Here is an 11,891-nt window from a genome sequence, read left to right as displayed (position 1 = left end):
CCCCCTCTCTCACGAAAGGCAGTGCATTGAAGATCGTCGACGCCAGGGTGGTCCTGACCAGCCCGGGGCGTAACTTCGTCACCTTGAGGATCGAGACCGACGAGGGCGTCACGGGGCTCGGCGACGCGACGCTCAACGGGCGCGAACTCGCCGTGGCGGCCTATCTGCGCGATCACGTCGTCCCCCTGCTGCTGGGGACCGATCCCCACCGCATCGAGGACACCTGGCAGTCCCTCTACCGGGGGGCGTACTGGCGGCGGGGGCCGGTGACGATGGCCGCGATCGCCGCCGTGGACGTCGCGCTGTGGGACATCAAGGCGAAGGTCGCCGGGCTGCCGCTGTACCAGTTGCTGGGCGGCGCGAGCAGGGAGCGGGTCCGCACGTACGGGCACGCCAGCGGAGCCGACCTGCCCGAGTTGTTCGACTCCATCCGCGCCCGGCTGGCCCAGGGATACCCGGCCATCCGCGTGCAGACGGGTGTGCCGGGCCTCAAGCTCGTGTACGGCGTCCGCCACGCCCAGGACTCCTCACAAAGCGCCCGGCCCGTCGTGGAGGACTGGGACACCGGCGCCTACCTGCGCAACCTCCCCAGGGTCTTCGACGCGGTACGCCAGGAGTTCGGCCCCGACCTGCCTCTGCTGCACGACGCCCACCACCGCCTCACGCCGATCCAGGCGGCGCGGCTGGGCAAGGACCTGGAGCCGTACGACCTGTTCTGGCTGGAGGACTGCACCCCGGCGGAGAACCAGGACGGCCTGCGCCTGGTCCGCTCCCACACCACCACGCCGCTGGCGATCGGCGAGGTGTTCAACACCGTCTACGACTACCAGACGCTGGTGAGCGAGCAGCTCATCGACTACGTGCGCTCAGCCGTCACCCACTTCGGCGGCGTGTCACCGCTGCGGAAGTTGTTCGACTTCGCCGCGCAGCACCAGATCAAGAGCGCCATCCACGGGCCGGAGGACATCTCCCCCGTCGGCATGGCCGCCGCGATCCACCTGGACCTGGCGATCCACAACTTCGGCATCCAGGAGTACGCGGGCTACACCGACCTGACGCACGCGGTCTTCCCCCACGCCTTCACCTTCACCGACGGGTACCTGCACCCGGGTGAGGCGCCCGGCATCGGCGTGGAGCTCGATGAGGAGCTGGCGGGCGCGCATCCGTACGAGCAGGCGTACCTGCCGGTCAACCGGCTGCAGGACGGCACCGTCCACGACTGGTGAGTCCCGTCATGCCGCCCTGAGCGGGCGCAGGGCGTGGCCCCAGGCGAGCACCTGGTCGAGGACGAGGGTCAGCCGCTCCTCCTGTCCAGGGCCGGGCTTGAAAACGGTGAAGTTCTCGAAGTCGTTGTGGACCGAGAGCGTCACCTGGGCCTGCACGGTGGCCACGTTCACCATGGCCAGGACGTGCCGCAGGTGCTCCACCGCCCGCACGCCGCCGTCCACCCCGTAGCCGACGAAACCGGCCGCCTTGTTGGCCCATTCGGCGAACAGGAAGTCGATGGCGTCCTTGAGCACGCCCGGGATCGAGTGGTTGTACTCGGGCGTCACGAACACGAACGCGTCGAACGACGCGATCTTCTCCGACCAGCGCCTGGTGTGGTCGTGCTGGTAGTTCCCCGCGGCCGGGGCGACCGGCTCGTCCAGGTGGGGCAGGTCGTAGTCGCGCAGGTCGATCAGCTCGAAATCGGCGTCGCCGCGCTTGGCCGCCAGATCGTGCACCCATTGGGCCACGACCTCGCCGCTGCGGTTCGGGCGGGTGCTGCCGACGATGATGCCAACCTTGGTCATCTCAGGTTCCCTCTCAGCTGGAAGTGCTCGGGACTCACCGTATGAGCTGCTGTTGAGATAACCAATGCGCGATCAGCTCGTCTTTTTACGTCAGAGTCTCATGGCGTAGACTGCTCCGATGGATGTCCTGAGCGACGTCGTCGCCCTGATGCGCACGGGCCGGCCGATGTCGGGGCGGGTCTCGTGGCGGGCGCCATGGGCGCAGTCGTTCCGGCCCTCACCCGGCTCCGCGGCCTTCCAGGTGGTGCTGCGCGGATCGTGCTGGCTCATCCCCTCCGGTGGCGACCCCGTCCCGCTGAGCGTGGGCGACGTGGTGTTCCTGCCCCACGGCGGCGGATACGTGCTGGCCGACCACCCCGCCACGCCCGTGCAGTCCCCCGCCTGCTCCTTCGAGGAAGACACGTTGTTCGGCTCCGCCACTTTCGACGGCGACGGGGCCGAGACCGTCATGCTCTCCGGCGGCTATCAGCTCGACACCGGCCGCGCCCACCCCGTCCTGACGGGGCTGCCCGGCGTGATCCACCTGCCGGCCACGCTCGGCCGCCACAACGAGCTCAGGGCGGCGGTGGAGCTGCTGGCGAGCGAGATCGACAATCCGCGCCTGGGCGCGGACACCGTCGTGACGTCCCTGCTCGACATGCTCCAGCTCTACATCCTGCGGGCCTGGTTCGACGTCGAGGGCGGGGCGTGCGAGCACACGGGCTGGGCCGCCGCGCTGGCCGACCCGGCCATCAGCAAGGTGCTGGACGCCATCCACCGCGACCCGGCCCACCGCTGGACGGTCGAGTCGCTCGGCGCCTGCGCCGGCCTGTCGCGCGCCGGGTTCGCCCGCCGCTTCACCGCGCTGATCGGGCAGTCGCCGCTGGCGTACCTGACCTGGTGGCGGCTGGCCACGGCGGCCCGCGCGCTGCGGGAGTCGGACGCGTCGGTGGCCGAAGTGGCGGCGCTGTCCGGCTACGGGTCGGAGTTCGCCTTCAACAGCGCGTTCAAACGGGAGTACGGCCTGGCTCCCGGCCGTTACCGGCGCCAGGTCTGCCCTTCTCACGAGGCCGGGCAGCCATCAATAGGCAAGGCATGAAACCCGTCAGCGCAGGGTCACGGGGCCCAGCGGGGTGTCGATGACGGCGCGCAGCTCGGTCTCCGTACCCGATGAGATGTCGAGCCGCAGGTCGAGGGCGGCCAGATCGCGCCGCAGCGCGCCGGGGTCGGGGTGCACGGCGGAGAAGGAGGTCAGGCTCACCAGGGGCAGGTCCGAGGCGGCCGGATGGGACGTGCCGCCCCAGTCGATGAGAAACGGCACCGGCCTGACCGGCGCCGGGTCGTCGCGCTGGGTGAGCCGCCACTCCAGCAGCACGCCCGCCGGGGTACGCCGGGACAGCGGCCGCACGTCACCGGGGTCGTACCCCCGCTCACGCGCCCGCCGCACCGCCTCGTCGATGTCGTCAGGGCGCACCGCCCAGGCCGTGAGCCGCGGCTCGGTCAGGGTCCCCAGACCGAACGTCCGCGGCCGCGTGGACGACTCCGGGTCGGGGCCGATGATCTCCAGATAGGAGGCAGGGCCGAAACGCACGAGGTGGTTGGCGGTGCCGCCCGGATGGCTGCTGCCGGGAACCGGGCGCACCCCGGTGCGCCGCTCGAACGCGGCCACGCCCTCGGCAAGGTCGGGCACCGCGTACATCAGGTGGTCGAGCTGGGGTTCGGTCACTTGTCCGCCTCCTTGGCAGGCTCACCGAGCCGATCGTTCCCGATGCGGGCCCGCCGAACCGCGCCACCCATTAATATGGACTGAACAGTCCACTCTGGAGGGTGATCATGCCTTCGCTGACCCGCAAGGGGGCCGCGACGCGGCAGCGCATCCTCGAGGGCGCGGCGGCGCACATCCGTGAGCACGGCGTGCCCGCCACCACCCTCGACGACGTGCTGGCCAAGACGGCGACGAGCAAGAGCCAGCTCTTCCACTACTTCCCCGGCGGGCGGGAGGAACTGCTGCTGGCGGTGGCCCGTTTCGAGGCCGATCGTGTGCTGGAGGACCAGCAGCCCCAGCTCGGCGAGCTCACCTCCTGGCCCGCCTGGCAGGCCTGGCGCGACAAGGTCGTCGACCGTTACCGGCGGCAGGGCCGTCTGTGCCCGCTCAACTCCGTCACCTCGCAGCTGGGCAGCCGCACACCCGGCGCCCAGGCCGTGGTCACCGGGTTGATGCACCGCTGGCAGGCCGAGATCGCCGCCGGCGTACGCCACATGCAGTCCATCGGCGAGATCGACCCCGCCTTCGACCCCGACCGCGCGGCGGCGGCGCTGCTCGCCGGCATCCAGGGCGGCGTGCTGATCCAGATGTCCACCGGCGAGGTCAGCCATCTGGAGGCCGCGCTGGACATGGGCCTGGCCTATCTGCGCAGCTGACTTTTTGGACTTGCGGGTCCATTTTCGGGGGCGCAAACTGACGGCATCTGCTTCAGAACGGAGTGACACCCGCATGTCCCTGGACCACTACTACCTGCTCGGACGTTCCGGCCTGCGCGTCAGCCGCCTGGCGCTGGGCACGATGAACTTCGGCACCGGCGGCTTCCACGCCGCGTACGGCAAGACCGAGAAGGAGGCCCGCCCCATCTTCCGCCGCTACCTCGAAGCGGGCGGGAACTTCATCGACACCGCCGACTTCTACACCGCCGGCGAGAGCGAGACCGTCCTCGGCAACCTCATCGCCGAGGCCAAGGCGCGCGACCGGGTGGTGCTCACCACCAAGTTCACCAACAGCGTCGACCCCGGTGACCCGAACGCCGGCGGCAACGGCCGCAAGCACATGATCAGAGCGGTCGAGGCGTCCCTGCGCCGCCTGCGCACCGACCACATCGACCTGTTCCTGCTGCACACGTGGGACCGGATCACGCCGGTCGAGGAGGTCCTGCGCACCTTCGACGACCTCACCAGGGCCGGGAAGATCCGCTACGCGGGCCTGTCGGACGTGCCCGCCTGGTACGCGGCTCGGGCCCAGACCCTCGCCGACGCGCACTCCCTCGTGCCGATGGTCAGCCTGCAACTGCCCTACTCCCTCATCGACCGGGAGATCGAGTCGGAGCACGTCACCATGGGCCAGAGCCTGGGCCTCGGCATCACCGCGTGGAGCCCGCTCGGCGGCGGCTTCCTGACCGGCAAGTACCGGCACGCCGGCCAGGGCCTGACCGGGGAAGGCCGGCTCGACGGCGACGGACGCGTCTGGACGGAGCGGGAGTGGCGGCTCCTGGCGGCGCTCGAGAGCGTCGCGGGGAAGCTGGAGGTGACGATGGCCCAGGTCGCGCTCAACTGGGTCGCCACCCAGCCCGGCATCGCCTCGGCCATCGCCGGGGCGAGCAGCGCGGACCAGCTCGACGCCAACATGGCCGCCCTCGACCTCGAACTGCCCGCCGAGCTGCGCGCCCAGCTCGACGAGGCGAGTTCCGTGCCGCCCGCGTCGGTCTACCGGATGTTCACGCCCGGCTATCAGAACTGGCTGGTCAGCCCCGGCGTCAAGGTCGGGGACAAGCCGGCCGGGTACGCCCCGCCCGTGCGGAACTGGGCGCCGGAAGCGGCGTAATCGCGTTGCGACGCCTGATCACGTGGCGGCAGGATCGTGGGCGCAGCCCGAGCTGAGGAGAAAACCGTGAACGAGATCCTGCTTGACGCGTTCCGCCACAACAACTGGGCGACGAAGGAGCTCGTGAGGTTCTGTCAGAAACAGAATCTCACGGCGGAACAACTCGAGGTCCGTGGCGTGGGAACCTTCGGAGGCATCCTCGCCACTCTCCACCACATCATCACGGTGGACGGAAGCTACGTGGCGCGCCTGGCCGAGACCGAGCTCGCCTGGGCGGACGGCGACGAGGACGCCGGCCTGGCGGATCTGCTCGCCTGGGCGACGCGGGCCGAGGAGCTCTGGGAGCAGCTCCTGGCCGGGAAGATCGACGTGGAACGCGTGATCGTCGTGGACGACGGAACCCGTGAGGTCCGCGCCGGCATCTTCCTCGCCCAGGCGCTCAACCACGCCAACCACCACCGCGAGCAGGTCTGCGCCATCCTGACCGGCTTCGGCATCGAGCCCCCGGACATCCAGGCCTGGGAGTACGCCTGGGCCACCGGCCGCATCTGGGACCGCGACTCATGACCGCTGATAAAGCGCTGCCACGAGGACAACGCGCTCGTCCGAGCCGCGCTGTCCCGGCCGGGAAGCGGCCGGGTGCTCGTCGTGGACGGCGAAGGCTCGCTGCGCACCGCGCTCCTGGGAGACGTCCTCGCGAGCCTGGGGGCCGGGAACGGGTGGGCCGGGGTGATCATCCATGGGGCGGTACGCGACGTGGCCAGGCTGCGCGAGATCGACTTCGGCGTGGCCGCCCTGGGTTCGAACCCGCACCGCAGCCGCAAGGCCGGCACCGGGACGACCGGCGAGCCGGTCTCCTTCGGCGGCGTCATGTTCACCCCTGGCGACACCGTGCACGTGGACGAGGACGGGGTGGCGCTGGTGCCGCGCGAAGCGAGCTGACGGAGCCCGCTCCAAGAGGCCCGCTCCAGGAGGCCCGTCTGGGATGTTCGCCACCTTCGAGGGCTTCTGATTGTGCCGCTCACCGACCGGGACCAGGATGTGACGCGAACAGTCAGTCAGCTTGAATGGGACGTCGTGCTTCGTATTCATTTCGCGAGCGAGGATCTCGTGTCCACTCGTGTCGCCCAGGAGGCGGCCCCGTTCTGGGAGATCCTGCTCAGCCTGCAGGCGCTGCAGACCGGGCAGGGCGGGGGCGCGTTCGACGGCTGGCGCCGGCAGACTCGCGCGAGCCTCGGCAAGGAGGAGTTCCGGCCTCTTCTGCGGTGCCTGCTGCCGCTCGTTCCCGTCGCGCGTTACGTGCCGGACTTCCTCACACCGTCCGGCGGGCTGGAGCAGGGCATGGAGACCATGCTCAGCACGTCGCCCAAGCGGCTGCGCCGGGAGATGGAGGCGCTGGGCACGGTGAGCCGGCTCCCGTCGTGGACGGCCGACCTGGCGGCCGGCCGGTCACCGGCACTGACCGAGCTGGTCAGATGCCTGCACGGGTACTTCCGCGTCGCGCTCTCCCCCGTCTGGGACCGGATCGAGGCCCTGGTGAACGCCGACCGCGCGATCCGCGGTCGGGCGCTGCTCGACGGCGGCTCGGAGCGGTTGCTGGCGACCCTCGGCCCGCACATCCGCTGGAACCGGCCCGTGCTGGAAGTGGACTACCCGACCAGCCGGGATCTGCATCTGGACGGCCGGGGGCTGCTCCTCGTGCCCTCGTTCTTCTGCTGGCGGCTGCCCATCGGCCTGGCCGATCCCGCGCTGCCGCCGGTGCTGGCCTACCCGGTCGCCCGGGACGTCGCCCCGGCCGGGCCGCATCTGGATCCGCTGCTGGGCGCGACCCGTACCGCGATCCTCGGGGCCACGCGGACGAGCAGGTCCACCGGCGAGCTGGCGCTGCTGCTGCGGGTCTCGGCGGCCACCGCGAGCTACCACGCGTCGGTGCTGCGTGACGCCGGACTGATCACGAGCAGGCGGCGGGCCAAGCAGGTGCTCCACACGGCCACCCCTCTCGGCCTCTCACTTCTCGGAGGGCAGGACTTCACCGGCCCGTGAGGCTCGGGTTCAGGCGATGCCGCCGTTGGCGAACAGGACCTGGCCGTTGACCCAGCGGCCGGGGCCGGCGAGGAAGGCCACGGTCTCGGCGATGTCGTCGGGGGCGCCGAGCCGTTCCAGCGGGGCGGCGGCGGCGAGCTGCCGCACCGCCTGCTCGCTCTTGCCGTCGAGGAACAGCGGCGTGGCCGTCGGGCCGGGCGCCACCGCGTTCACGGTGATGTCCCGGCCGCGCAACTCGCGGGCGAGGATCAGGGTCATGGCTTCCACCGCGCCCTTGGTCGCGGCGTAGGCGGCGTAGTCGGGCTGCTGGATCCTGGTCACGCTGGTGGAGAAGTTGATCAAGGATCCACCTGCCCGCAACCTGCGGGCGGCGAGCTGGGAGACCACGAAGGTGCCGCGAACGTTGACCCGGTGCATGCGGTCGAAGTCGTCCAGGTCCATCTCGGCCAGCGGCGCCAGCAGCATGATCCCGGCGGTGTTGACCACCACGTCGACTCCCCCGAACCGCTCCTCGGCCGTGTCGAAGAGCCCGGCCATCTCGCCGGGGTCCGCCACGTCTCCCGGCACGGCGACGGCGGCCCCTCCGCCGGCGGTGATCTGCTCCACGACCTCGTGGGCTCGCGAGGCACTTCCCGCGTAGTGGACGACGACGGCCATCCCCTGCGCGGCGAGCCGGCGGGCCACCGCACTGCCGATTCCGCCCGAACCGCCGAGCACGACGGCGACACGTTCCGGTGACTGATCCATGGTGACCTCCAATTATGTGTACGACTCGTACACTAACTCAGATGTAGACTACTTGTCCACATAAGGACGACCTACCGGAGTACGCATGGAACGCACTGACATCCCGGCGGCGCCCGCACTCAAACCGGGGCGGGGCCGCCGGCCCGCCGACGACGTGCGCAGGGCCGCGCTGGCCGCGGCGGCTGAACTGCTGCTGGCAGAAGGGATGCCGAGCGTGACCTTCGCCAAGGTCGCCGCCCGCGCCGGCATCAGCAAGATGACGCTGTACAAGTGGTGGTCATCCCCGGGCGGCCTCGCCTTCGAGGCCTACTTCCGGGTCTTCGAGCAGACGCTCGCCTTCCCCGACACCGGCGACATCCGGCGTGACCTGACCGGGCAACTGCACGCGTTCGTCGACCTGGTGAACCGCCACGGCGCCGTGCTCGCCGGGATCATCGGGGCTGCCCAGAGCGACCCCGACCTGGCCGAGGCCCTGTCGGCCCAGTACGTGCGCAAGCGCCGCCGGCTCGCCGTCGACCGCCTGGCACGAGCCCAGGAGGCCGGGCAGATCCGCGGCGACGCCGACCTGGAGACGATCGTCGACCAGCTCTGGGGCGCCTGCTACCACAGGCTGCTGATGCCGGCCCTGCCGCTGGACACCGAGTTCGCCGACCGCCTCATCGCCAACCTCTTCACCGGCATCGCCCCGCGGACGCGGTCCGCCTGAGGCCGGTCAGAGCCGCACCATGGGCAGGAAGACCTGGTCGACGAGCTCGGTCAGGACCTCCTCCGAGATGCTCACGTCCGGGTTCATCAGGTATTCCTGCCGCAGCAGAACGACGGGCACGGTGGCCACGCGCGGCCGCAGCGCGTCGGGCCTGGCCTCGCCGCGCGCCACCGCCCGGCCCAGGATGGTCATCATCGCGCCGGGCTCCTGGGCGAGCTCCTCGCGCATGTGCTGGAACAGCTCCGGGTGCGCGTGCATCTCGGACGTCACCCCGCGCAGGATCTGACCGCCCACCGCCGACCCCATCCGCGCCGCCGCCCCGCGCAACAACTCCAGCACGTCGGTACGCAGGTCGCCCGTGTCCGGCAGGGCCGTCGGCTGCGCGACGAAGTGGCGGTAGGCGGCGAAGGCGAGGGCGGCGCGGTTGGGCCAGCGGCGGTAGATGGCCGTCTTGTTGGTGCCCGCCCGCTGCGCCACCCGGTCGATGGTCAGCCGCGCGTAACCGCTCTCGGCCAGCTCGTCGAGCGTGGCCCGCAGGAGCGCCTCCTCCAGCTCCGCTCCTCGTCGCCGGGAGCGCTTGTCGGCTTCTGCCCTGGTCGTCGGCGTCACGAGCTTCTCCTTGTGATTACGGTCCGGCGCGTCCCTTATTGCATCATAGACGCAGGTCGGCAGCGCGCCAGGCGTGGCGGCGTCTGGCGTCACCCCACGATGAAGGTGCCGATCACCCCGGTGGCGCTCAGCATGCCGATCACGGTGAGCACCGCGACCGCGGTCCCGGCGCTGATCAACCATCGGCGCCGTGCCGTACCGGCGCTCAGGCCCGTCACCGCGAGCCATGCCCACAGCAGCCCTTCGGCCAGGAACCAGGGCTCGTTGAACAGCAGATCCTGCAGATCGGCCATGCGCCGGTCGACGGCCGTCCAGAACGGCAGCTCCAGGTACAACAGACCGGCCAGGCTCAGCCCCCGCTGGATGGCGTCGACCAGGGCGTGCATGACACAGCCCACCGCCGCCACCCAGCAGAGGACCTCCATGCCGCGCCGCCCGAAGGGGTGACGCCACAGCGGCAACGTCGCCACCGGCAGGACGGCGGCGACCAGCAGGATGCCCGCCCCGATCGCGTTGACCAGCAGCCACTGCTGGTGCGAAACGGGCGTGCCGAACATGCCGACGGTCCCGCCCAGCGCGTAGTAGGCCCGGTAGAGGCAGTAGAACAGGCCCCACGCACCCAGTACGAGGCCGATCCTGGTTCGCGCGGTCATTCGATTTCCTTCGGAATGGCAACATTAAGGGACAAATGGTACCTTACCTAAGCACTGATCGTCCCTACGGAGGTGGCGGGCGATCTTTCCCCCGACGTGCGTGGAGATGAATGATGTACGCGAGATCCCTCGGCGATGACGGCGCGGAACTGCGCCCGCTCGACCCGTGGCTGGCCGAGGAGTTCCTGGCCCACATGGACCGGGGCAGGGAGTTCATCGGGCAGCACATAGCGCTGCCGGACGTGGTGACGGATCTGGCGTCGAGCCGCGCGTTCCTGCAGGCGTACGCGGACAAGGCCGCCGCCGACACCGCGCGGATCTACGGCATCTGGACGGACGGCACGTTGGTCGGCGGCGTCCTGTTCCGGACGATGGACGTCAGACTGGGCACCGCCGAAGCGGGCTGCTGGCTGGAGCCGTCGGCGGCCGGCAAGGGCCTGGTGACCAGGGCCGCCCGCGTGATCATCGACTGGGCGATCGGGGAGCGCGGCGTCCACCGCGTGGAGTGGCTGGTCGCGGCCGCCAACGAGCCCAGCATCGCGGTGGCCCGGCGACTGGGGATGACCAAGGACGGCGTGTTGCGGGAGAGCTATCCGTACCGGGGCAAGCGGCACGACATGGAGGTCTGGTCCGTGCTCGCACCGGAATGGCGGCGGGAATCCTGACGGCTGCTCGCCAACGACGCCGACCTGATCGCCGTCGTCGGCAGCGTCATCAGTACGTGATGAAGCCGTACAGCGCGAGGTGGTTCGACTTCGTGCCGCTCACCGTGTGATCGACGCTCGACGGCAGCACGGCGCCCTTGACGAACAGGTAGTCGATCTTCCTGGACCCGGAGGTCGCTTTGGCGCCATAGCCGGTCATGCCGAAGCCGGCGAGCGTGCCGGGGGCGATGTTCGTGCGATTCGCGTCGATTCCGATCACGCGGATCGTCGAGGCGTTCATCAGGCTCGTGGCGTCCGCGCCGACATGGATGCCGGAGTTCGCGATTCCCGGGTCGTCAGCACCGGCGCAGGCGTTCCCGCCGTTCTGTTCCGGGAGGTGCATGGTCGCGGCGAAGACCGTCGTCCCGGTTTCCTTGATGGCGAACTTCGCCGCGATGGCGCTCGTGCGCTTCCATTTGTGCTCGTTGGTGGCGCCGTCGTCGTTGCTCGGCGGCTTGTACAGCGTGCACCCGTTCCCGCCGGCGTACGGTGTTCCTGGCTTCAGCCAGCCCGCGCTCCAGTATTTCGAGACGCCGCCCAGGCTCAGCGTTCTGGTGTTGTAGAGGATGCCGTTGGTCTGCTTCTTCTTCAGGTCGCCGAGCGCCTGCTGACTGCACTTGTGCGTGCTGCCCCACTGCTCGGGGTCGTCCCAGGCCACGATCGCCTGGTACGTGCCCGCCGGATATCCGAACTTGGCCGAGAGCTGGTCGGCGTAGGCCGTGGCCTGCCCGGTGCCCCGCACCTGCTGCACGATCAGGAGGTCGGGGGCCTGCACGCCGGAGGTGCCCGTTCTGCCGTTGTCGTCCACCAGCATCGACGTGAGGTGGTCCGGGCCTAAGACCCGGGTGCACGAGCCGTCGGCGTTGTTGCGTACCAGGTTCTCGATGTTGTTGTCGTAGACCCGCAGGACACGGTCGGCCGCAGAGGCTTCCTGCGCGACCGGGATCGGGGTGAGTGCCACGGCGGCCGCGAGGGTTATCGCATAAGTCAATGACATTGTCGCAGAGTAGCGATCATCACCTGGCCGCGGCAGGTCACGTCAGCGCCATCGCCCGCTCGGCCACC

General features: G+C 70.1%; 15 protein-coding genes. 9 read left to right on the top strand and 6 right to left on the bottom strand.

Annotation, left to right across the window (positions count from 1 at the left end; genetic code table 11):
• Positions 1-26: 26 nt before the first annotated feature.
• On the top strand, positions 27-1,226 hold the full coding sequence (gene manD, locus ACFPZ3_RS26455; RefSeq protein ID WP_379516924.1) for a D-mannonate dehydratase ManD: 1,200 nt from the start codon (positions 27-29) through the stop codon (positions 1,224-1,226).
• A gap of 6 nt (positions 1,227-1,232) precedes the next feature.
• On the opposite strand, the gene ACFPZ3_RS26450 is transcribed toward manD, so the two are convergent.
• The gene (locus ACFPZ3_RS26450; RefSeq protein ID WP_379516923.1) at positions 1,233-1,793 is read right to left on the bottom strand and encodes an NADPH-dependent FMN reductase; all 561 of its coding nucleotides are present in this window, start codon (positions 1,791-1,793) and stop codon (positions 1,233-1,235) included.
• Positions 1,794-1,911: 118 nt separating this feature from the next.
• On the opposite strand from ACFPZ3_RS26450, the gene ACFPZ3_RS26445 reads away from it, so the two are divergent.
• On the top strand, positions 1,912-2,871 hold the full coding sequence (locus tag ACFPZ3_RS26445; protein ID WP_379516922.1) for an AraC family transcriptional regulator: 960 nt from the start codon (positions 1,912-1,914) through the stop codon (positions 2,869-2,871).
• 6 nt (positions 2,872-2,877) lie between these two features.
• Here ACFPZ3_RS26445 and ACFPZ3_RS26440 read toward each other — a convergent pair whose 3' ends face one another.
• On the bottom strand, positions 2,878-3,498 hold the full coding sequence (locus ACFPZ3_RS26440) for a VOC family protein (RefSeq protein WP_379516921.1): 621 nt from the start codon (positions 3,496-3,498) through the stop codon (positions 2,878-2,880).
• 107 nt (positions 3,499-3,605) lie between these two features.
• Here ACFPZ3_RS26440 and ACFPZ3_RS26435 point away from each other — a divergent pair, with 107 nt between their 5' ends.
• The 5 genes from ACFPZ3_RS26435 to ACFPZ3_RS26415 all read left to right on the top strand — a co-directional run bounded on the left by ACFPZ3_RS26435 (position 3,606) and on the right by ACFPZ3_RS26415 (position 7,407).
• Positions 3,606-4,193 (top strand): TetR/AcrR family transcriptional regulator, encoded by a 588-nt coding sequence (locus ACFPZ3_RS26435; RefSeq protein WP_379516920.1) that lies wholly within the window; start codon positions 3,606-3,608, stop codon positions 4,191-4,193.
• Positions 4,194-4,266: 73 nt separating this feature from the next.
• Complete coding sequence (locus ACFPZ3_RS26430) at positions 4,267-5,364, top strand: aldo/keto reductase (RefSeq protein ID WP_379516919.1); 1,098 nt, start codon at positions 4,267-4,269, stop codon at positions 5,362-5,364.
• Between the two features lie 66 nt (positions 5,365-5,430).
• Positions 5,431-5,931, top strand: a complete 501-nt coding sequence (locus ACFPZ3_RS26425; protein ID WP_379516918.1) for a DinB family protein — start codon at positions 5,431-5,433, stop codon at positions 5,929-5,931.
• Positions 5,932-5,934: 3 nt separating this feature from the next.
• The gene (rraA, locus tag ACFPZ3_RS26420) at positions 5,935-6,306 is read left to right on the top strand and encodes a ribonuclease E activity regulator RraA (RefSeq protein WP_379517060.1); all 372 of its coding nucleotides are present in this window, start codon (positions 5,935-5,937) and stop codon (positions 6,304-6,306) included.
• 168 nt (positions 6,307-6,474) lie between these two features.
• The gene (locus tag ACFPZ3_RS26415; RefSeq protein ID WP_379516917.1) at positions 6,475-7,407 is read left to right on the top strand and encodes an ArsR/SmtB family transcription factor; all 933 of its coding nucleotides are present in this window, start codon (positions 6,475-6,477) and stop codon (positions 7,405-7,407) included.
• Positions 7,408-7,416: 9 nt separating this feature from the next.
• Here ACFPZ3_RS26415 and ACFPZ3_RS26410 read toward each other — a convergent pair whose 3' ends face one another.
• Positions 7,417-8,154 (bottom strand): SDR family oxidoreductase, encoded by a 738-nt coding sequence (locus ACFPZ3_RS26410; RefSeq protein ID WP_379516916.1) that lies wholly within the window; start codon positions 8,152-8,154, stop codon positions 7,417-7,419.
• Positions 8,155-8,239: 85 nt separating this feature from the next.
• On the opposite strand from ACFPZ3_RS26410, the gene ACFPZ3_RS26405 reads away from it, so the two are divergent.
• The gene (locus tag ACFPZ3_RS26405) at positions 8,240-8,860 is read left to right on the top strand and encodes a TetR-like C-terminal domain-containing protein (RefSeq protein WP_379516915.1); all 621 of its coding nucleotides are present in this window, start codon (positions 8,240-8,242) and stop codon (positions 8,858-8,860) included.
• A gap of 6 nt (positions 8,861-8,866) precedes the next feature.
• On the opposite strand, the gene ACFPZ3_RS26400 is transcribed toward ACFPZ3_RS26405, so the two are convergent.
• Together ACFPZ3_RS26400 and ACFPZ3_RS26395 are read right to left on the bottom strand one after the other, a co-directional pair.
• On the bottom strand, positions 8,867-9,469 hold the full coding sequence (locus tag ACFPZ3_RS26400; RefSeq protein WP_379516914.1) for a TetR/AcrR family transcriptional regulator: 603 nt from the start codon (positions 9,467-9,469) through the stop codon (positions 8,867-8,869).
• 89 nt (positions 9,470-9,558) lie between these two features.
• Positions 9,559-10,122 carry a hypothetical protein gene (locus ACFPZ3_RS26395; RefSeq protein WP_379516913.1) on the bottom strand — a complete coding sequence of 188 codons (564 nt, stop codon included), beginning with the start codon at positions 10,120-10,122 and terminating at the stop codon, positions 9,559-9,561.
• 113 nt (positions 10,123-10,235) lie between these two features.
• On the opposite strand from ACFPZ3_RS26395, the gene ACFPZ3_RS26390 reads away from it, so the two are divergent.
• Entirely contained in the window at positions 10,236-10,787 is a 552-nt protein-coding gene (locus tag ACFPZ3_RS26390; protein WP_379516912.1) for a GNAT family N-acetyltransferase, read from the top strand.
• Positions 10,788-10,836: 49 nt separating this feature from the next.
• Here ACFPZ3_RS26390 and ACFPZ3_RS26385 read toward each other — a convergent pair whose 3' ends face one another.
• Positions 10,837-11,823 carry a hypothetical protein gene (locus ACFPZ3_RS26385; protein WP_379516911.1) on the bottom strand — a complete coding sequence of 329 codons (987 nt, stop codon included), beginning with the start codon at positions 11,821-11,823 and terminating at the stop codon, positions 10,837-10,839.
• Positions 11,824-11,891: the final 68 nt, after the last annotated feature.

This window comes from Nonomuraea insulae (assembly GCF_042656245.1).
The sequence above is the reverse complement of the archived record's forward strand: the minus strand, read 5'-3'. Positions and strand labels throughout refer to the sequence as shown.

What these genes read in the sequence shown, in the direction of transcription:
- ACFPZ3_RS26395 (WP_379516913.1), bottom strand. Translation starts at nt 10,122, where the DNA reads ATGACCGCGCGAACCAGGATCGGCCTCGTACTGGGTGCGTGGGGCCTG.
- ACFPZ3_RS26450 (WP_379516923.1), bottom strand. Translation starts at nt 1,793, where the DNA reads ATGACCAAGGTTGGCATCATCGTCGGCAGCACCCGCCCGAACCGCAGC.
- ACFPZ3_RS26430 (WP_379516919.1), top strand. Translation starts at nt 4,267, where the DNA reads ATGTCCCTGGACCACTACTACCTGCTCGGACGTTCCGGCCTGCGCGTC.
- ACFPZ3_RS26405 (WP_379516915.1), top strand. Translation starts at nt 8,240, where the DNA reads ATGGAACGCACTGACATCCCGGCGGCGCCCGCACTCAAACCGGGGCGG.
- ACFPZ3_RS26445 (WP_379516922.1), top strand. Translation starts at nt 1,912, where the DNA reads ATGGATGTCCTGAGCGACGTCGTCGCCCTGATGCGCACGGGCCGGCCG.
- ACFPZ3_RS26410 (WP_379516916.1), bottom strand. Translation starts at nt 8,154, where the DNA reads ATGGATCAGTCACCGGAACGTGTCGCCGTCGTGCTCGGCGGTTCGGGC.
- ACFPZ3_RS26435 (WP_379516920.1), top strand. Translation starts at nt 3,606, where the DNA reads ATGCCTTCGCTGACCCGCAAGGGGGCCGCGACGCGGCAGCGCATCCTC.
- ACFPZ3_RS26390 (WP_379516912.1), top strand. Translation starts at nt 10,236, where the DNA reads ATGTACGCGAGATCCCTCGGCGATGACGGCGCGGAACTGCGCCCGCTC.
- ACFPZ3_RS26385 (WP_379516911.1), bottom strand. Translation starts at nt 11,823, where the DNA reads ATGTCATTGACTTATGCGATAACCCTCGCGGCCGCCGTGGCACTCACC.